This window comes from Acinetobacter sp. 797_lipA (assembly GCF_058243025.1).
Window position 1 is genome coordinate 44200 of sequence record NZ_JBZAYQ010000003.1, and the last position, 17697, is coordinate 61896.

Annotated in this window: 23 protein-coding genes; 4 read left to right on the forward strand and 19 right to left on the reverse strand. The window is 45.7% G+C overall.

The genetic code is table 11. From position 1 onward, the window contains the following. The 9 genes from AC4CU2_RS18295 to AC4CU2_RS18335 form a co-directional block, all read right to left on the reverse strand. Complete coding sequence (locus AC4CU2_RS18295; protein WP_490769316.1) at positions 1-603, reverse strand: DNA-binding protein; 603 nt, start codon at positions 601-603, stop codon at positions 1-3. A 143-nt stretch (positions 604-746) separates the two neighbouring features. Then, positions 747-1163 (reverse strand): hypothetical protein, encoded by a 417-nt coding sequence (locus AC4CU2_RS18300; protein WP_490769317.1) that lies wholly within the window; start codon positions 1161-1163, stop codon positions 747-749. Positions 1164-1462: 299 nt separating this feature from the next. After that, positions 1463-1933 carry a hypothetical protein gene (locus AC4CU2_RS18305; RefSeq protein WP_279690217.1) on the reverse strand — a complete coding sequence of 157 codons (471 nt, stop codon included), beginning with the start codon at positions 1931-1933 and terminating at the stop codon, positions 1463-1465. Then, the gene (locus AC4CU2_RS18310) at positions 1926-2147 is read right to left on the reverse strand and encodes a hypothetical protein (RefSeq protein ID WP_279690219.1); all 222 of its coding nucleotides are present in this window, start codon (positions 2145-2147) and stop codon (positions 1926-1928) included. Before AC4CU2_RS18310 ends, AC4CU2_RS18305 begins: the two co-directional genes overlap by 8 nt. A 58-nt stretch (positions 2148-2205) precedes the next feature. After that, positions 2206-3165 carry a hypothetical protein gene (locus AC4CU2_RS18315; RefSeq protein WP_490769318.1) on the reverse strand — a complete coding sequence of 320 codons (960 nt, stop codon included), beginning with the start codon at positions 3163-3165 and terminating at the stop codon, positions 2206-2208. 43 nt (positions 3166-3208) lie between these two features. Beyond that, entirely contained in the window at positions 3209-3694 is a 486-nt protein-coding gene (locus AC4CU2_RS18320) for a thioredoxin family protein (RefSeq protein WP_490769319.1), read from the reverse strand. Further along, positions 3684-4340 carry an ATP-binding cassette domain-containing protein gene (locus AC4CU2_RS18325; RefSeq protein WP_279690225.1) on the reverse strand — a complete coding sequence of 219 codons (657 nt, stop codon included), beginning with the start codon at positions 4338-4340 and terminating at the stop codon, positions 3684-3686. The genes AC4CU2_RS18320 and AC4CU2_RS18325 overlap by 11 nt, the downstream gene beginning before the upstream one ends. Beyond that, the gene (locus tag AC4CU2_RS18330) at positions 4337-4993 is read right to left on the reverse strand and encodes a ParB/Srx family N-terminal domain-containing protein (protein ID WP_279690226.1); all 657 of its coding nucleotides are present in this window, start codon (positions 4991-4993) and stop codon (positions 4337-4339) included. Before AC4CU2_RS18330 ends, AC4CU2_RS18325 begins: the two co-directional genes overlap by 4 nt. Next, positions 4990-5634, reverse strand: a complete 645-nt coding sequence (locus AC4CU2_RS18335) for a ParB/RepB/Spo0J family partition protein (RefSeq protein WP_279690228.1) — start codon at positions 5632-5634, stop codon at positions 4990-4992. Before AC4CU2_RS18335 ends, AC4CU2_RS18330 begins: the two co-directional genes overlap by 4 nt. A gap of 76 nt (positions 5635-5710) precedes the next feature. Between AC4CU2_RS18335 and AC4CU2_RS18340 the strand changes: the two genes are divergently transcribed. The 4 genes from AC4CU2_RS18340 to AC4CU2_RS18355 all read left to right on the forward strand — a co-directional run bounded on the left by AC4CU2_RS18340 (position 5711) and on the right by AC4CU2_RS18355 (position 9669). Continuing rightward, positions 5711-8485, forward strand: coding sequence for a helicase-related protein (locus tag AC4CU2_RS18340; protein ID WP_490769320.1), 2775 nt, complete (start codon positions 5711-5713; stop codon positions 8483-8485). 276 nt (positions 8486-8761) lie between these two features. Then, positions 8762-8959 (forward strand): hypothetical protein, encoded by a 198-nt coding sequence (locus AC4CU2_RS18345; RefSeq protein ID WP_490769321.1) that lies wholly within the window; start codon positions 8762-8764, stop codon positions 8957-8959. 122 nt (positions 8960-9081) lie between these two features. Further along, positions 9082-9402: a hypothetical protein gene (locus AC4CU2_RS18350; RefSeq protein ID WP_490769322.1), complete on the forward strand. Its 321-nt coding sequence runs from the start codon at positions 9082-9084 to the stop codon at positions 9400-9402. A gap of 12 nt (positions 9403-9414) precedes the next feature. Then, positions 9415-9669, forward strand: coding sequence for a hypothetical protein (locus AC4CU2_RS18355; protein WP_279690236.1), 255 nt, complete (start codon positions 9415-9417; stop codon positions 9667-9669). Positions 9670-10012: 343 nt separating this feature from the next. Here the strand turns inward: AC4CU2_RS18355 and AC4CU2_RS18360 are convergent, their stop codons facing one another. The 10 genes from AC4CU2_RS18360 to AC4CU2_RS18405 form a co-directional block, all read right to left on the reverse strand. Continuing rightward, complete coding sequence (locus tag AC4CU2_RS18360; protein WP_490769323.1) at positions 10013-10408, reverse strand: hypothetical protein; 396 nt, start codon at positions 10406-10408, stop codon at positions 10013-10015. A 72-nt stretch (positions 10409-10480) separates the two neighbouring features. Further along, on the reverse strand, positions 10481-11281 hold the full coding sequence (locus AC4CU2_RS18365; RefSeq protein ID WP_490769324.1) for a hypothetical protein: 801 nt from the start codon (positions 11279-11281) through the stop codon (positions 10481-10483). A 956-nt stretch (positions 11282-12237) separates the two neighbouring features. Then, on the reverse strand, positions 12238-12402 hold the full coding sequence (locus AC4CU2_RS18370) for a hypothetical protein (protein ID WP_490769325.1): 165 nt from the start codon (positions 12400-12402) through the stop codon (positions 12238-12240). A 294-nt stretch (positions 12403-12696) separates the two neighbouring features. Further along, positions 12697-13047 (reverse strand): hypothetical protein, encoded by a 351-nt coding sequence (locus tag AC4CU2_RS18375; protein ID WP_490769326.1) that lies wholly within the window; start codon positions 13045-13047, stop codon positions 12697-12699. A 126-nt stretch (positions 13048-13173) separates the two neighbouring features. Continuing rightward, positions 13174-13473, reverse strand: coding sequence for a hypothetical protein (locus tag AC4CU2_RS18380; RefSeq protein ID WP_490769327.1), 300 nt, complete (start codon positions 13471-13473; stop codon positions 13174-13176). A gap of 1368 nt (positions 13474-14841) precedes the next feature. Then, positions 14842-15132, reverse strand: coding sequence for a hypothetical protein (locus AC4CU2_RS18385; protein ID WP_490769328.1), 291 nt, complete (start codon positions 15130-15132; stop codon positions 14842-14844). A 95-nt stretch (positions 15133-15227) separates the two neighbouring features. Next, positions 15228-15707: a hypothetical protein gene (locus AC4CU2_RS18390; protein WP_490769329.1), complete on the reverse strand. Its 480-nt coding sequence runs from the start codon at positions 15705-15707 to the stop codon at positions 15228-15230. 92 nt (positions 15708-15799) lie between these two features. After that, positions 15800-16420, reverse strand: a complete 621-nt coding sequence (locus tag AC4CU2_RS18395; protein ID WP_490769330.1) for a hypothetical protein — start codon at positions 16418-16420, stop codon at positions 15800-15802. A gap of 423 nt (positions 16421-16843) precedes the next feature. After that, entirely contained in the window at positions 16844-17260 is a 417-nt protein-coding gene (locus tag AC4CU2_RS18400; protein WP_490769331.1) for a hypothetical protein, read from the reverse strand. A gap of 2 nt (positions 17261-17262) precedes the next feature. Further along, on the reverse strand, positions 17263-17547 hold the full coding sequence (locus AC4CU2_RS18405; protein ID WP_490769332.1) for a hypothetical protein: 285 nt from the start codon (positions 17545-17547) through the stop codon (positions 17263-17265). Positions 17548-17697: the final 150 nt, after the last annotated feature.

Consider the following 17697-nt stretch of genomic DNA (forward strand, 5'->3'; position numbering starts at 1 on the left):
TTACCCCGTAATTTCGATATCGTCATCGGGTAACGGCAGCTCTGCATCACCAAAGTCCAACGGGTCGTTGAAGTTTCGATCTCGAAGTTCTGCAATTTCTTCCGCCGTAAGTTCGGTAATTTCCAATTCAGGCAATTCAGCGTCGTCAATTGCGTCAGGACGATCTAAGCCCAACACTTGCCAACGCGCTTGTTGTGACTTGGTTAAAATATTCATGGCGGTTTCAAGTGACTTGAGATTCGGCTGAATGCTCGCTAGAGGGGTTGCCTTTTGTTGCGCCTCTAAAATTGTGCGCCAAGTGAGATTCGCGATGGCCCGAGCCATGTTGTAATGCTCGTCTTTGGTCTCTTTGATTCGACGACTGTGTTCGCCAATATCACTTAACGCCTCTTTGGCCACCTTCTCGGCAACTTGCTTGCGGCGCTCCTCGGCTTTCTCACCTTTGGTGATCTTTTTTTTCTTCATGTGCAATGACACAGAAACGGCACTCACCCCAACAAGTGCGGAGAGTTCTTCCAGCGTCGCGTCTCCAGTCGCCCAGAGCGCTTCTGCTTTCGCCCATTCTGTCGAGGTTGGATATCGACGCTTCTTTTCTTCTGTCATGTGATACCTAAAAAAAAAGGTGCTTCACGATTTGTTCAGCACCCAAAAGCTTCAAGGACACCTTAATCGCATGGCATTACCGACTAGGATGTGGTCAGAATATGAATTTTAACTCCTCAAGTCAAGTCAGCGTTGACTTATTTTTATGAGTAATACGCGAGCGCGTACCATAAAGCGCAAGCAAGCGCGTTTTCTGCGCTGTAAAACGCTTTGGTTGCGCACAGATCGCGTCCAACTGAGAAAACCGCAACGTAGAGTGCTTTTGAATCATTGGAGCGCTCTGACGCGCGTTTAGCGCGTTTTTTGCTTGACTGAGGGACTGCAGGAAGAATGATTGGGTCGATTTGTAGTTTATTTAGCTCATGCAGAGTAATTTCACTGTCTTCGCAATAATTTGGACAGTGGGTGTAACCGTCTTCGGTTCTAATGGCAAACTCACCGCACATAACCGCATCGTAGCCAAGCAGGGTATCAATTTCCGTATTTACAACGGCACCCGGCATAAATTCTTCACCAACGAGCGTGATTTCATGTGCAAGGGTCATGGGATTCTTCCGCATGTATATCAAGTAAATTTGATCTTATATTAAATCAGCGTTGATTGAAATAACGCCGCCATGAGGTTACAAAAAACGCAGCACTTTCTCTCTGCCGCAACTTGGGTAAATTGGCTGAAAACTTGGGTAAATCCAAATTTTCGCAAAATTCAAATTTAATAAATTAATAAGTAAAAAAAAGAAAGAAATTATATTATATATATTCGTTCGCGGTACATTTACCCAAGTTGGGAAAATTTACCCAAGTCTCGGTATAAAAAATAACCAAGCCTCGGTATAAACTCACCCAACCCTTCGCGGTATTAAGCCACCTTCTCCAGCTTCGGTAGATGAGCGGCTTCCCATTTTTCATTGATCTCTAACAGGCGGTAGTATTCGCCCACTGAGCGTGAGAAAAACTCCTCAATGGTGTACGCCTCAAACTCCGCACTTGGGTTTTCTTCGCAAAGCACCTCCTGAGAATAGCCCTGCCAAATATGTACGCATTCATGGCATAGCGTGCGCATAACACGCGGCAGATCGTCTTCCAGCATTGCCGGATAATAAATAATCCCCATGTAGCCGTAGTTCGGGTTATACATCACTCGGGCGGTGGCAGCGAAGCCTTCTGAGCTGTCGTCCAAATCATCCGCAATGCGTCCAAAAGACTTACCCAGCAAATTTAACTGTTCGGGCGCTTGAATGACCACGTACTCCATTGTGTTGAATGGCGACAAGAACATGGTTGGCTTGGTTTGCGCAACGGATTTTGGCGGTTTCACTTTCTTAGTCATCTAGGTCTACCTCAGTTTCAATCAATGCGCTTTTCAGCGATACGATGTAGGGTGCGATAAACGCTTCACCCTGCGTTGTTAGCTTCAAGGTGGTGTAAGTTCTACCCGAGCGTACAACTCGCCCCACACGCGCAACGAGGTCGCGTGCGACGAGGTATTTGACGCTGCACAGTACCGCTTGCTTAGTTGCGGTATAACTCAGCGCTAATCGCAATTGGGTAATGTCCAATTGAGACCCATCAAGGTTGCCGCCCTTGATGAGTTTCAGTATCTCAATCTGCTTTGTAGTCAATCGCAAGGCCACGCTCCTCAATCAGCGCATAGTTCAATGGCTCATCGACACCCTGACAGTCAAACGCCATCACGGAAATGCGCTCAGGTAACTTATGCTTGGTCACGTCCTCACGCCGAAGTTCAGCGTCAGGGTTGGGGTAAACACCGTACAATGGCGACGCAAATACCAACTGCTGCGTATTTTTCAGCAATTTGTCCAATGACAAACCATCCACGCGCGATGTGCCGTTCATGCGGTTATTCCCGGACTTCTCCATCGAACTCGATTGGTAGTAGAAGTGGCGCATTTCGGCAATGCACTTCTCGCGGGTTTTCTCCGGCATGGCTTCAATTTCTTGCAAAATGCCCACACAGTCGGTTGGGATGGAATCAAACCAACGACGGAAGAAGCGCAAGCCTTTTTCGTAATTGGCCGCACGTTTTGGTGGTGCGAATTTAATTCCCGCTTTTGCTGCAAATGGATTGAATTTAGACATGGAGCTTTGAAACTCAATGAATAAATCGTCCGTCATGCGCATCATCAGGTTTTGCGCACGATAGGCAATGCCCGCGCCGCGATACATGGTGTCAATCACCAAACGACTGTTGGTACAGACATTGGCGTTAATCCACTCAGCGCGGTATTTGTTGATCATGCGATTGTCTTTGCCGCCGACATTTGGGCGCAATCGAGCAAACAACTCATTTCGTCCACTGAGTAGCATTTTGGGAACAGTCATTGTGCCAACGCCGATGGTTTCGCCGAACAAGGTAATTTTCCAGCGACGAGGGCCAATACCTTCTGTACCCGCCTTGTAGTGGAGTTCCTGCAGCAATAACCAATCTTCTTTGGTGCCAGGCTCAATCATGATGTGCTTGAGTAGGGACAATTGGTGGTTCTTAGGCACTTCATGTCGCGTAACCAAGGCATCTTCGTTGTCGATTTGAATTTGACTCACGGTATCTTCCTTAAAAAGCCCGAGCAATGTCGGGCTTAATCTGTTACTTGCGCAGCAAGCCCCAAGTTTCTAGCAATTTGCTCAAATGCGCTTCGCCGTTATAACCCAAGTTTCGCGCACCCACTTTTTCGATCACTTTGCCATCGTCTTGCAGGACGAAATCCACGCGAAGCAAGGCAGGCACGTTGCGAACGCCAAACTGCTCAAACAGGTGCTCATTCACCCCTTTTTCAAAGGAGACGATCTGCAACGGCAAGTCGTGTTCTTTCGCCAGTTTGTCCAGTACAGGTTTCATCTGAGCGCATGGTCCACAAACAGGGCTTGAGAACAGCAGCAGTTCTGAATCCACAACGTCACCCGCCTTAAACTGAATTGGCGGTGGTGAGTCGATTACTTCTGTGCTCGCAGCCACTTCCAGAGTTTCCGCAACAGGTTCAGCATGTAAAACAGGTTCCGCAATTTGTTCAGCAGCTTGTACAGCTTGATCATTGACTTGCTCCGTCTTAACGGTTGATTTTTTAGTTGGCATCTTTGTAGCCCTCAGTGGTTTTAATGATTTCAATTTTTTCGCGATAGCGCTTGTTGATGGTGATATCAGGCGCTAAGTCCTCCACCATGTCGCCGTGCGTGGTTGCCACAAGCACCGTCGCCCCGACTTTGCGAGCCACCTTCTGCAAGTTGAACGCGATCACTTTGGCAGTGGTACGGTCAAGCACAGCTAAGAACTCGTCGGCAATCCAGACTTTCGCGCCAGATTCGACCAACTTGGCCAAGCGGAAGCGATAGCGCTGACCGTCTGACAGTTCAGAAGGTTTGCGAATGAACAAGTAGGCGTCGTTCAGACCGGCAATCGACAAGTACGTCAATGCCTCTTGGGTGGATTGACCAATCTGATCAATGAGCGGCTTGTCCAGCAGCTCCACCTTGTCAATGTCCGATACAGTCAGCGCTGACTGATTCATTAGGCTCGCCAATTCACGTAAAACGGTAGATTTACCCGAACCCGATTGTCCCGTGATGTACACCACATCGCCTTGATTGATTTCCAGAGGTAAGTTGTCAAAGACCACGAACTCTTTTTCGTCCAATCCCAGGCCAAAGGCTTCCGCAATTTCCAGAACGCGATCTGTGCGTTCGACGTCGGTGTTGAAACGCTTGTCGATGGTATAAATCATGCTTGCTGCGCTCCCATGAGTTGCTTGCAGTAGGCAATGAACGCATCTGCGCCTTCCAGACCTGTTTCACCCTCTGCTGCCGCCATAAAGCGCACCACAATGCGTTCGTCACGCCCCTGAATGTCTTTAAAGCCCAATGCTTTGTCGATACGCACCGCACGGTCGTCGGCTTCTTCCAACTTGCTGATGGTTTGTTGGTTCTGATTAGCAATCGCCGCATCCAGATCAAAAACAAAAGCATCGTCATTCATCTGCGCCAAATCAGCCATCATAAATTCAAGCTCTTTTTCATCGAAGATGCCTTCAAGGAAAGTGCTGTTGAATGTAGCCAAGTCCTGATGTAACAAGTCGGCATCAAGATCACCGATAGCAACGCGGTTATCTGCCAGACGAGCCGCTTTCACTTTGTCAGCGTCCAGATCGTCACGCACCAAGACCGGCACATGGGTCAAGCCCAACTGAATTGCCGCCAGACGGCGACCATGGCCTTTGATGATGACGCCATTGGCATCAACGACGATAGGTTGGTCCCACCCAAATTCCGAAATGGACTTTGCCACGCGTTTAATCTGTTCATCGGTGTGAATTTTGGCATTCAGTTCATAGGGGTGAATGGATGCCAGATCACGACTTTCGATTTTTAATTGAGTCATAGATATTGCTTCGCTAAGTGAACGAGGGCATCCCCTGCGTTGGTTAAACTATCGGATTCAGTGAACCCTTCCGTTTTGATAATTCGCTCAATGACTTTGGTGACAGCATCAATATCGTCATTGGCGATGCGAAAGCGCATGACCTGATGTGACGGTGCGGACTTGGTTTCAGGCAAATGTATGTCATCATCCATGTCGGCGAGAGAATCTAAGTCGTCAAGCGCTATAATAGAACTGTTAAAGACTTCATCTAAATCGCTTTGCGAGTACGGCATAAAGTCGATGATTTCCGAAGGGCCACCAATCTCTTTGATCAACTCAAGCAACTTCATTGAGTCGTCTTCACCAAAGCGACCGTTATCGACTAAGCCGATTTCTTTCGCTTTTTTGTCAGGGATTTTCCCGAGATTGATCACCGGAATGGAAGTGAGACCAACACGCTCTGCAGCCGCAGCACGGTGCTCTCCACCAAGTATTTGATAATCACCGTTCGGCAGTTCGCGTACGATGATTGGTTTGAACATGCCAAAGCGCTTAATGGACTCCTCAAGCTTCGCTTCATTGGTAGGCGAAACGATGTTCGAGTTCCAAGGGTTAGGCTTCAATAGCTTGGGGTCGAGTTGTAGATTAGTAAAGGTCATAGTAATTAGGTATAAAATAAGTCAGGACTGACTTATAATTTATCCCAAAGGCAGTCCAATTGCAAAAGGAATACTTATGTCGGAAGTAGTCACAATCGCTTATGATGCGGTAAATGCGATACTTCACAAGCCGTCTGTAGCGGCAAAATTAGAAGTTCAGTCCGCGCTGAGTTATATGGTTGATGGCGCTGAAAACGCATTGGCATTTAAGCAAAAGAAATGGGACGGACGTAATTCGTTTTTTATTTACGCGAAGTCGTCTTTCCCTGCAGGCTTTGTCCATCTTGTCACTGAGCGTCTGCGTCAAAAGGGTTATCAGGTCAAATTGGCACGTCGCCCCTTGCCTGAACCACTTGGCCCTCGTCGTCCAGTCGTTGACTCATTTGGCTATGAAGAACGCTATGACTATCAGCCAGAGGTCGTTGATCGCTTGGTGAAACACGGTCAAATCATTGCTCAGGTTGCAACAGGCGGCGGTAAATGCTTAGGCAAGGATACCCCTGTGCTGATGTATGACGGTTCAATCAAGATGGTTCAAGACGTTGTTAAAGGTGACTTGCTCATGGGTCCCGACAGCACGCCACGTACCGTACTTTCAACTTGTGTGGGTCACAGTCCGCTTTATCGCGTTACGCCTGTTAAGGGCGATGCTTATGTGGTGAACGATGCTCATATTCTTTCTTTAAAGAAAACGAGTCGCGGATACCAGGGTAAGAATCGCGATGGCGAGAAATATCCAAAGGGTGAAATCGTCAATATTAATGTTGAGGATTACATCAAACAGCACAACACCTTCAAACATACGCACAAGGGATGGCGCACAGGAGTTGACTTCAAGACCGCTGCACCGCTTTCGGTTGACCCATACTTGTTGGGTACCATTTTGGGCGATGGCTCAATCAAAGGAAGCGTAAATGTCACAACGATGGACGCTGAAACGGTAGCTATGCTTAATGAACAGGCGAAAGTTTGGGGCTTGACTTGCAATGTGATTACCAAGAAAGACAATCGCGCAAGTACGATCTACCTCACAAGCGGCCGAACAGGCGGCAAGCCTAATCCGCTATTAAGCGCCCTGCGTGAACTTGGCTTTGATGATAGCGAGAAATCAACTGCTAAAAAATTCATCCCTCATGCGTACAAGACGGCATCACGCGCTGATCGCCTAGAGTTGCTTGCGGGCATCTTGGATACAGATGGCCACTACGACGGCAAATGTATGTATCTCACTCTGAAAGAGGAAGCTCTTTTTGACGATACGCTGTTCTTGGTGCGTTCGCTTGGTTTTGCGGCTTACAAGGCAAATCGAAAGAAAACATGCCGCAACAACGGTGTAACAGGTGATTATTTTGCCATGACTATTAGTGGTGATCTCGATCAAATTCCTGTACGTCTTGAACGTCGCAAAGCACCACCGCGCTTACAGAAGAAAAGCCACCTTGTAACAGGCATTTCGGTTGAAGCAATTGGCGAAGGTGATTATTACGGCTTCGAGTTAGATGGCGATCACTTATTCATGCTTGGCGACTTTACCGTTACTCACAATACACGTATTGCACGTATGGCGTACGCGCGTATTAACCGCCCTACGCTGTTTCTCACCACGCGCTCTATCTTGATGTATCAAATGAAAGACGCCTTTGAAGAACTTGGCGTGAATTGCAGTGTGCTCGGTGATGGTGAATTTGGCGAGGTCAATGAGAAAGGCAACTTATCGGTGCGAAAAATGTGCGTCGGTATGGTTCAGACGCTTGCACAACGTCTTGAGGAAACGACCGTAGAGAACGAATTTCAGCTCCTCTACAACGCATTGACACGTAAGCAAGAAAAAGAGATCACGGCGCTGAAAAAGCAGCTTTTAGATGCAGGAATTAGTGGTCCAGAGATCAAAACTCGCCTTTCGCGCATGATTGACGCACAGCAAAAAGAACTTGAAGACAAAGCGCCAAGCATGATGCAGAAGGCAGAGCGCAAATTCAAAGAAAAAAGCTTGCAACGCGCACAAACCATTGCGGTTTTGGAGCGTTTTGAGTTCGTGATCTTGGAGGAAGCGCACGAAGCATCGGGCAACTCGTATTACGAAATCATGCGGCACTGTAAAAACGCACATTATCGACTTGCCCTGACTGGAACGCCATTCATGCGCGAGTCCCAAGAGTCGAACATGCGTTTAATGGCGTGCTCAGGCCCTATCGCAATCAAAATTTCAGAGGAAATGCTGATTGAACGTGGAATTTTGGCCAAGCCGTACTTCAAAACCGTTGAACTTGGTAAAAATCCGCCAAAACTGCATATTGCGACCGCTTGGCAAGCCGCATACCGTCTTGGCATCGTGGAAAACGAAGAACGCAACGTCAAAATCGTCAATGAGGTGTTGATGGCAATGCGTTACGGGCTTTCCACTATGGTTCTCGTCCAGCATACAAGTCATGGCGAGAAACTAATGAAGATTCTCGAAATGGCGGGTGTGCGCGCGCTTTACATTCAAGGTGAAAACGATCAAGTAGAGCGTAAAGCGGCACTCAAAGCACTAGCCAATGGCGAAATTGACGTCCTGATCGGCACAACCATTCTCGACGTCGGTGTGGATGTTCCTGCGGTGGGCTTAATCATTCTCGCAGGCGGTGGCAAAGCAGAGGTAGCGCTTCGTCAACGTATTGGCCGTGGTTTACGCGCCAAGAAACTGGGTCCGAACGTGGCTTTTGTTGTTGATTTCAATGACCCATTCAATCGCATTTTACGCGAGCACGCAGCACAACGGCTTGAAATCATCAAGCAAACAAAAGGCTTCAATGAGGGCATTACGCCTGAATTTGAATACGAAAAACTCGGATTTAAAAAGGTAGCTTAATTATGATTACTTTCCCACAACACTTGGTTTTGTGTTTGCCTTTTCTCCTTTTGGGCGTCGTCGCGTTTTACGCACGCCTAGAATGGAAACGCAAACCGCTTAAATGCATTGCACGCAATAAGCAAAAGTCCCGCCTGAAAGAGCTTGCGAAAAAAGAGCGCGAGATCAAAGCCAATATGGTAAAGACAGCAACGAGTCGATCTTACAGCGGTGGCACTCAATTACGCTCACATTCAGCGCGTTCCCGCAATGATGAATACGACTTGCTGCTGTTAAGTGCAATTCACACAAACGCGCAAAGCAACGCTGACGGCTACGGTTTGGGCGAGCCGTCACATCGAACATGCGATAGTAACAATTGGTCAGCGCCATCAAGCCACAGCCATAGCAGCGACAGCAGTTGTAGCCGTAGTTCATCCAGCGACAGCGGCGGTAGTTTCGGAGGTGGTGGCAGCTCTGACAGTTGGTAAATAACCAAAATACGCCAAGTGGTGTACCTCCTCGCGAGGTACGCCATTTTTTATTTCTGCGATTTAGATTAATTAGTTTAATATTCTCTATAATGCAATATAAGTTAAACACTATGAGATTAAACAATGGGACAAACACCAAATGAATTTTACGCAGATCGTGGTTTAGTTCGCACGTCCATCACATTGACCCCAGAGGCAATTGATATCTTGGGCGCTAAAGCGAAAGAACTAACGGACGACAAATACAGCAAAGTGACTCAGGGTGAGATCGTAACGATACTGGTGGATATTTTGACTACGGGCGTCATCGATCAAGAATTTAACGCTCGCCTTGAGCAATTGAAAGCGGATAAAATCAACGCACGCAATGAGCGCCTTGAACGCTCTCGCAAGGCAAAAGAATTACTCAAAAGTGGAAAGCTAGACCACTTACTCGAAGAATAAAGGGGAAACATCATGGCACTAGGATTATTTGCAGTTTTGTTGATTGTGATTTTTGGCGCAGTTGCCATGATCATCGACAAGGATAAAAAGCATCTTGTTGAAATTCAGGAACGCGATGCGTTGGTGGTTGAGCTGACAAGCGCATTAAACGACATGACAGCCAACTACAATGCAAGACACGCGGAATTGACTGCGTTGCGCGGTGAAGAACTCCAAAAGCGCTATGATCAGTTTCAAAATGAGCTAAAGCAAGACGGTTTAGCCTAATCACACCCAAATCAGCGTAAAAATAGCCCATTTATGGGCTTTTTTATTTTTGGGTGAATTTGCACTGGAAATGGGAGAATTTTAGGATTTTAACTCCCAACTGTCCCAGTCCACAGCTCCCCTTCCCCATTTCCCAACTCCCGAGGGCATCCTTTGGTGGCTTGCGTTCCCAAGACAAGGATGACGGTATCCGATATCTAGTCCTGCCGAGACAAGGACGTTATTTGGAGGTCGGAGCGATGTGGCGGGTATGCCCACGCGCGCGCGAAATTTCAATAAGACTTCGCTCATTTATCGAAAAAATAAATGAGCGAATTAATTGATTATTTATTGAATATTGATTTTAAAAATCAATATTCGAGTGAATAAGCAAAGCGTAAAAATTTAAATCAATTAAGTCTAATTGCGCTTTTTTAATTTTCGCTTTTTTAATGTTCAATGAGTAAGTAAATGAGAATACATTTTCGTTCACTTGTTTAAGTGTGATAGATACATTTTCACGAAGTTTAGACAATGTTTTTTTCATGTCTCTTAGTTGCAACTTGATAGCGTCTGAATTATCGCTATATTGCGCGCATAGCGATTTTATAACATTGCTATACTCTGACTGCATTTCATTGAATAACGCGTCATACGCATTAATAGACGCATTAGAATCGCTTTTAAAAACTATAGTTGCAGCTAGTGCATTTTTATCTAGTGTAAAGCAGCTATCGAAGCTTAATTTTTCTGTATTCATTGTTTTGTACTCACTTATAAAGTTGAATGAATAGCTATATCAATCAGCGCTGATTGATATAGCTTTGTGTGCTTATGCTTTTGCTTTTTTAGTTGCTTGTTGCTCTTGTTCGATTTCTGCTGCGACGCGCTCAAGCTCAGCGCTTGTATTTTCGTTCATTTGCAAGATAAACAATACATTGTTTAAATATTGACCTTGTTCGTTGAACGTCATTTCATCGTTCACACCTTTTTTGCGAATATTGCAAATATTCAGCGCTTTTAAGCTCATGCGACTGCTACTGATTTGCGTTGACGCTGTGCTACTTGCTGAGTCGTACACGTTGATAATTTCGCGTTGTTTGTTACGCGCTGCGCTGCGATGCAAGTCTAAGCACACTGCGCTCTCAGCTTCTTTTTTCGTGATCATACCGAACTTGAGTAAGTTCACTAAGATAGCAAGCGTGTAAGCGTTCATGCGTTTGCGGTCTTTACGTGCAATGCATATAAGCAAGTTAAGCACTTTCGTGATTGCATACACTTGCATAAAATCGTCGTGCTTATGATCGGTCACTTTTAACATTGCAGCGATGTTAGACAAGTCGAATTTTTCTTTTAACAAAATTTCGATTGATTGCAAAAAATGCACGCTGCAAATTGTGCTCATATCGGTAAACATTGAACTATTGATATTTTGCGTTTTACCGTTAATCAATTGATTGTTCATTCGTACCGCTAACGCGTTAGCAAGATCGAGTTGTATAGCTGCTGCGCGTATAGTTACTTTGTTCGCTTTTGCATGTTCAGCTAGTTGTTCTTTCGTGAATGTTATAGCTTCGCGCTCAGCTTGAGCGTTTAAAGTAAGAGCTAAAAAGTTTACGTTTGAAGTAGTCATGATTTTTCACCTTTTGAAAATTAGTTTTTTTATACCGTCGTTCGGTATGAGTTCATATTAGTTCAATGTTTTATTTAGTGCAATATAATTAAAACGATTAATTCATGCACTTTTATTGTTTTTTCTATTAGTGCAATAAAAAGCTTGAACTAATTGTTTTTATCAGGTATCACGCGCACGCGTTACTTATATACGTATACGCTATGGCGAGGAGCGGGGTTCTTCCCGGTAGGCGCTCCCGGTTCCCGCGGAGATTTCCTGCACCTCTGACACCCCGCGGAGTCGGCGCAATCCGTTGGGTCAACCACACCACGTAAGGCGACGTGCCTTTAAGGAAAAATCAGTGTCGCCGAAACTTTCCATGTATGTAGGACGTGTGCCACTAAGGAAAAACCAATGTCGGCGAAAGTTTCCATCAGGCACGGCTTGTTCCATGAGGTTTAAGCCAGTGCCGCGGAGTGACGCCGTGAGGTGTGGCTTCAATCCATCAGGCGCGGCTTACCCAGTAGGTTCTCCCATGAGGTGCTCCCAGATGCCATGGAACGAAGCCAGTAGGCGTGGCTGCTCCCCAATAGGCACGGCTGTACACTCCATCAGGCTGCTCCCGTGAGGTATTGTCTTCCATGAGGCACGGCTGCTCCCGTGAGGTTTCATCCATGCGGCGTGGCTTGTTCCCGTGAGGCTCAATCCTCTGGATGCACTCTCCCATGAGGTTTACCCGTAGGGTGGCGCTCCCACTTGGTTGTTCCTTTGGCTGGATTGCTCCCAATAGGCGTGGCTTATCCATGAGGTTGCTCCCATGAGGTTCATCCATAGGCTCTGGGAACTCTCCCGTGAGGTTGCTCCATAGGCTCTGGGCAATCCATCAGGATTACTGGCTCTCCTTACGGCTTACCCATGAGGTCTTCCCATACTCCATGGAGAGACAGGTCTCCCGTGAGGTGATCTGGCACTCCTTACGGCTCAACCAAGAGGAATGCTCCCACCCCATGAGGTGCTCCCATGCTCCGCGGAGTCTGGCGTGTCCTTCCGGCTCTCCCATGAGGTTCATCCATAGGCACGGCTTGCCCAGTAGGCGTGGTGTGTTCCTTGTGGTGCTGCCATGAGGTTGTATCCCCCATGCCATGAGGTCTATCCAGAGGTGATCTCCCATGCCATGAGGTGTAGCCAGACGCCATGGCCTGATGGAAAGCCTAGTGGATTCTCCCATGCCTGCAGGAACACCCCATGCCTCACGGAACGTGCCGCGCCGTGAGGTATAGAGCCGTGAGGTATAAAGCCGTGAGGTGCTCCCATACTCCGCGGGGTTGTAAATGGCCTGCCTTAACCAAGCCTACCCTCTCCTATACACAGACATAAAAAAACCTCAGTGAACGAGGGGTATTTATTCACTGAGGTATAAAAGGTGAAACGTGTTATTCCGTTACTTCACGACCGCTTGAGGTGTATAGAGAGGTAGTGAGCGTGTTGAACCATAAAGTTGAGGTATCTTCGCGATCTTCATCAATCACACATTCATCAGGATGCGCAAAGCATTCGTTCAACAGGAGGTCAACGATCTGCACAATCACATAGCGCATATCAGCAGGCGTACCTTGTGTGATGCGGTAGTGTCGTAACTCCTCATCAAACGCAACAATGACTGGAAACTTCTGGCCATCAGGAAGATTCAAACTAAACTCCGCATCATCGTCATAGTCAGGATTAAAGCGCTCTATAGTAATGAAAGGCAGTGTGGTTAATTCGACCTTGGTTATAGTGCTCATTGCTATCTCTCTATTGAGTTGTTTATCTATGTTGTAAGTATGTCAGCTTGCTAAAAAGAAAGCTGTGGGTTTAGTTAGATAGAAAACTATTTTCCTAGTTTTCTATCTAACTTGTTTTATAGGAATCTATAAAGTAGCTTCAATTCCTGTCTGCGTAACGTGATATGCAGCGACCGTAATTTCCTCATAAGACAGACTGAGGTTTTCAAAAGCGTTCTTATCCCTAACCAGCAACATTGACCCCTCATGCAAACGCATTTCCTCAAGATCGCAATCGTCCATCAGATAGTCGATATAAGCTGCGTTTTTCCCTAGCGCATCAGGAACAATAATTCCCAAGTACACATTACCCGTCTCTATAAAGTTAATATCTATAACGCGCTTTGAATCCTCAAACGCTTCGTTGAGCGTGATTTTAATTTCCATTGCCCTATCTCTATCTCTGTATAAGTTGACCTGATCATTGTCGCTGTATAGAGAGAGGATAGCTGTGGGTTATTTCAACCTTTCCGCGGAAGATCAGGCATCAGTCCTTCCCCTCTCTATACACCAAGCCTATATACATGCCGCGGAGTCAGCCATGGAAATTCCCAAACCTTCTGCCAACTCCCTCTATACATGCCGAGGTGTGCTGCCTTCATACATAGAGGTATCACACCTCACCCTGTCTCCTGTATAGAGAGAGGACAAACGCCTATGTGATGAGGTGCGCCTCTATACAAACCTCAATGTCGGCCAAACTTTCCATGGAGCAGTCCTTCTCCTGTATAGAGAGGTGCGTCCGCTATAGAGAGGATGAGTGTCGCCGAAACTTTCCATTGCCTGTATAGAGAGGGAGTGTGTGGACTTGGATTGCCGCGGCGTGCCGTGGAGTGGACTGGGTAGAGTAGGGTTGGAGTGGAGAGGTGCGTGGTGGAATTGGATGAAGGCTGTGTGGTGTAGGGCGTGGTGAGGAAAGGCGTGGTTGGTGGAGAGGCGATTGATGAGGCGAGAGTGCATTAAAAACCCCGCTCACTTCGTTCGCTTACGTTCGCTCCCTCTAGCTTCCCCCTACGCTTACCCCTATACACCTATAGCCCTCTCTTATACTCCCTATGCTCTATACACAAACATATATCTCTATGCTACCTCTCTATGTTGATCTCTCCTATGTGTAATCCGTATATATAAACCGATGTGTTTTATCTTTAATCCTTTATACGTTCCTAGTTGTCTTATACGTTATCTGTTCCGCTATACAAGTTCTCTATCGATCTATCTAACACGTAAGCCTTACTTGCGTCCTATGTATATTCCTTACTGTGAAAATAGTTAGATAGGAAAATAGTTTTCTAGTTTCCTGTCTTTCTTATACGGTTTGGAAGAAATCTATCTATTTCGCTGTCAATCTCTCTAAGGAAGTGATCTATCTAATCATCTATATATTCCTTGCTCGTATATTGCGCTCATTGCTCGTATTTACTCAGTTTTGCATTCATCTATAGCGACATAGCAAATTGAATATAAACGCGCTCAAAACGTCTTAAAACGCAATATAAAGCAAATCAATCCTCCTATAATTCACTATAAATTCTGTAATAAATGCCTAGTGTTAAATTGCCTGATAAAAAATGTTATATATCAATGCCTTGAAAGAAATAGGGTAGGTGCCTGAGTTAAAATAGGAAAATGCCTGAAAAAGCCTGATATTTAACTCAATAAATGCCTACACAAATGCCGTGGAGTTCTGTGTGGAAAAGAAGAAAAGCCGCACTGTATTCAATACCGTGCGGCTTGAGGTTTTTGTGATTGGCTTTATGATTCTGTTGTGTTGTATAGGAGGAAATCTAAGTCGCAAGAAGTTTTAAGCAGCTCTAAGGCGTGCAAAGTCTTCGCTTGATAGAATGCTTTGTCGGCATCTGTAAAGGAATTGAAAAACTCATTGTCGGGTAGGTTATAGGCAATTTCACCTGACTCGTCTTTAGTGCCTGAACCGAAGTCTTCTGAGCCAAAACTCTCATGGAAATTGAAAAGAATTTCTATAGTGGTTTTGCCGTTATTCGTTGAAGGAGCGCGAAAGGCTACGTTATGCAATGCGTTTGTCATGTGTTTTACTCTGTTCATTGTCGATAGAGCTATTATGAAATAACGAAGTAAGGAGAGCTGCGGATGCTTTTTGCCCCGCAGCGAGTTGCCTCTATCTATGCCGCCATGAATTGCTCAGCGCTCTTGTCGGTGGCTGTGCTGCCTCGTACATTTCCATCTAAATCCATGATGAACGAGTGGAGTTTTGAAGCGCTAAAAGAGCGAGTGACATTCCAATTGTCGTAGTTAATTTTTAGCACTTCCGCAAGTTTGAGTTTAATTCGACTTGCCTGTTTGAGCGTTGCGCATTGTGTACTGCGGAATAGGCAGCGTTCAAAGTCATCTTGGAAGACTATGCGGAATTTATCGCGATCAAAGTTCATGTGCTTTTCCGCATCTACTAATTCGCCGCAATATTGTATAGGGCGTTCCAAGTTGAACGGTTCGAGTTTCGCGATCTGATTGAATCGATACGACGGAATGTCGTAGCCATAAACCGATGCGTAGGTTGTATGTTTGCCGATTTTGATTTCCATTTTTATAGCGTTGCCTGCGCTTGTTTTTGCAATTTCAACTAGGCGTACTTTTAGCATCATTTTTGAATTACTCTGTTCATTGTTGATAGAGCTATTATAAAAAACACGAACAAGGAGAGCTGTGGCTACATTCTCTCCTTGTTTAATGCGCCTTACAGTGCGTATTCCACAAAACCCTCTTTAAGCGCTTGGTCTTTTGCGAAGTCGCAATCCTCAGTCACACTGATCGCCTGACTGACAAAGTGGATAGCTGGATTTGCGAGGTGAAACTTGAGGCAGTCAACCGCAGCTTGATCAAAGCCTTTGTTGTAGCGGTCGGTGAATTGATAAAATTTACTGCCTGATGCTTCGTGTGCTATGCCTGCGCACACCTCAAGATAAGCGCGAACCGCAACAGGCAATTCTTCTTCCTTGTCGAACAGCACGTCGATTTCCAGGTAGTAAGGAATGTTTTGCTCACCTTTGATGAACTCAAGGATGCAGCAGTGGGTTGAGAAGGTTTGATATTGATATTCGTTTTCTTCCAAAAGACTTGCTTGGAAGTCATTAAAGCGATCCTCATTTAGTTGTGAGGCGATTTTAAATGTGCGCTCAGGAAACAACTTGTTCAGGCGTATATTGCTTGATTTAGACAGCTTGATTCGCTCCTCATTCAAGTTCAACTCGCTTATAGGTTTGGCGAACAACATCACGCGGTCTGTTCCGACGCATGTGTCTTCTAAATCAAATATAAAATTATCAACTGAGGTATAGCGGGTGTTGAGGCGTTTCATCGTTTCATACTCTGTTATGTGTTTCGTTATGAGTATGATAAGACGTTGATTTTAGGCGATAAATATTGGAAAAGGCTATGTTGAAGGCATGTTTTACATGCCTTTTGGTCCAATACCAAATACAAACATACAGAAGGCAATGAAGAAGCAGATGCCCATACCTGTAAGGATTTTCTCTTTCGTTGTCATTGTTGTTACTCCTTATTAGTTATGCTTTTTTGCCTCGATCAACAAACCAATCGAGTGCCTTACATATTAGAGGGTCTTCATACCAATCATCAATCATTCGGCATTGATTTTTATCCTTATAAAAACATGGCCCTAAATAGCTGTGCCACTCCATAAAAACATATCGACCATCTTCCAACCGCAGTCGGTAGAAAGGCACTAAACAAATAATGCCTCCAGGTATTCTTAAGCAAGTCATCGTCCTCTCCCGTTACCGTGCCAATTCACAAATTCTTCCTCTGTATCAAATACAGGCGATTCTTCAACGCGCAGCTTACTGCGGTCATACAAGCCTAAGCGCTCCCCTGTAATGACCGCGCGTGATCGGTCTGCGTCCTTAGTCTTCTCAAGAAGAATCAATGCGCCTGCGCAAAATTGATTGTCAGGATGCAAACGACCTTTGTTTGGATTCTCGATAGGGTCGCCGTTGTCGTCGTATTCCTCATCAAGATCAGTTTGTTCGCCTGTTGTCGTTTTATGACAAGAGAAAACCAAACCCGCCTTAATTGAGTCGTAAATGCCTTGTGCGCGTTTTGAGCCTAACCAACCTTTTTGATGTGGTTTGTCATTGCGAAAAGGGCAGTCCTTACATGGCCCAACTAAATCAAACATGATTAATCTCCAGTTGTTAGCCAGCGCATTGGTTTGTCGTCAACTCCGCTACTCGCGCGGTTATCGCAGGCGTATTCAGTTGGCATCACGCGCGGTGGTGGTGTGTAGGAGTATTTTGCCGCCTTTACTTCTTGAGCTTTCTTTTCGATTTTTTCGATCTTACTTAAAACCTCGCGAAACACGTCGGCTCTATGGCAATACGCCATATCCTTGCTTTCTTCGTAATCGGCCTCTTCCGCTTTGATGCTTTTTAGGCAGAACTTTTTAATCTTGCTTAAATTACTCATGCTAAATCCCTCATCAGGTAGTCCATCACAATGTTGTGCGCCTCGTAATAATCAAGCTTAGGCTCGTTTTGTTGAAGGTGATCGATCATAAACTCGATCATAAAGCCTGTTGATTTGTCGTGATTGTCGCAATAGGCGTGTGTCCAAAGC

Excerpts from the sequence above, each read along its gene's own strand:
- AC4CU2_RS18305 (WP_279690217.1), bottom strand. The coding sequence starts at position 1,933 with ATGACTAAGAAAGTGAAACCGCCAAAATCCGTTGCGCAAACCAAGCCA.
- AC4CU2_RS18295 (WP_490769316.1), bottom strand. The coding sequence starts at position 603 with ATGACAGAAGAAAAGAAGCGTCGATATCCAACCTCGACAGAATGGGCG.
- AC4CU2_RS18350 (WP_490769322.1), top strand. The coding sequence starts at position 9,082 with ATGGGACAAACACCAAATGAATTTTACGCAGATCGTGGTTTAGTTCGC.
- AC4CU2_RS18325 (WP_279690225.1), bottom strand. The coding sequence starts at position 4,340 with ATGATTTATACCATCGACAAGCGTTTCAACACCGACGTCGAACGCACA.
- AC4CU2_RS18385 (WP_490769328.1), bottom strand. The coding sequence starts at position 15,132 with ATGACAAACGCATTGCATAACGTAGCCTTTCGCGCTCCTTCAACGAAT.
- AC4CU2_RS18380 (WP_490769327.1), bottom strand. The coding sequence starts at position 13,473 with ATGGAAATTAAAATCACGCTCAACGAAGCGTTTGAGGATTCAAAGCGC.
- AC4CU2_RS18400 (WP_490769331.1), bottom strand. The coding sequence starts at position 17,260 with ATGTTTGATTTAGTTGGGCCATGTAAGGACTGCCCTTTTCGCAATGAC.
- AC4CU2_RS18370 (WP_490769325.1), bottom strand. The coding sequence starts at position 12,402 with ATGGGGGATACAACCTCATGGCAGCACCACAAGGAACACACCACGCCT.
- AC4CU2_RS18335 (WP_279690228.1), bottom strand. The coding sequence starts at position 5,634 with ATGACCTTTACTAATCTACAACTCGACCCCAAGCTATTGAAGCCTAAC.
- AC4CU2_RS18395 (WP_490769330.1), bottom strand. The coding sequence starts at position 16,420 with ATGAAACGCCTCAACACCCGCTATACCTCAGTTGATAATTTTATATTT.
- AC4CU2_RS18330 (WP_279690226.1), bottom strand. The coding sequence starts at position 4,993 with ATGACTCAATTAAAAATCGAAAGTCGTGATCTGGCATCCATTCACCCC.
- AC4CU2_RS18360 (WP_490769323.1), bottom strand. The coding sequence starts at position 10,408 with ATGAATACAGAAAAATTAAGCTTCGATAGCTGCTTTACACTAGATAAA.
- AC4CU2_RS18320 (WP_490769319.1), bottom strand. The coding sequence starts at position 3,694 with ATGCCAACTAAAAAATCAACCGTTAAGACGGAGCAAGTCAATGATCAA.
- AC4CU2_RS18355 (WP_279690236.1), top strand. The coding sequence starts at position 9,415 with ATGGCACTAGGATTATTTGCAGTTTTGTTGATTGTGATTTTTGGCGCA.
- AC4CU2_RS18365 (WP_490769324.1), bottom strand. The coding sequence starts at position 11,281 with ATGACTACTTCAAACGTAAACTTTTTAGCTCTTACTTTAAACGCTCAA.
- AC4CU2_RS18340 (WP_490769320.1), top strand. The coding sequence starts at position 5,711 with ATGTCGGAAGTAGTCACAATCGCTTATGATGCGGTAAATGCGATACTT.
- AC4CU2_RS18405 (WP_490769332.1), bottom strand. The coding sequence starts at position 17,547 with ATGAGTAATTTAAGCAAGATTAAAAAGTTCTGCCTAAAAAGCATCAAA.
- AC4CU2_RS18390 (WP_490769329.1), bottom strand. The coding sequence starts at position 15,707 with ATGATGCTAAAAGTACGCCTAGTTGAAATTGCAAAAACAAGCGCAGGC.
- AC4CU2_RS18300 (WP_490769317.1), bottom strand. The coding sequence starts at position 1,163 with ATGCGGAAGAATCCCATGACCCTTGCACATGAAATCACGCTCGTTGGT.
- AC4CU2_RS18375 (WP_490769326.1), bottom strand. The coding sequence starts at position 13,047 with ATGAGCACTATAACCAAGGTCGAATTAACCACACTGCCTTTCATTACT.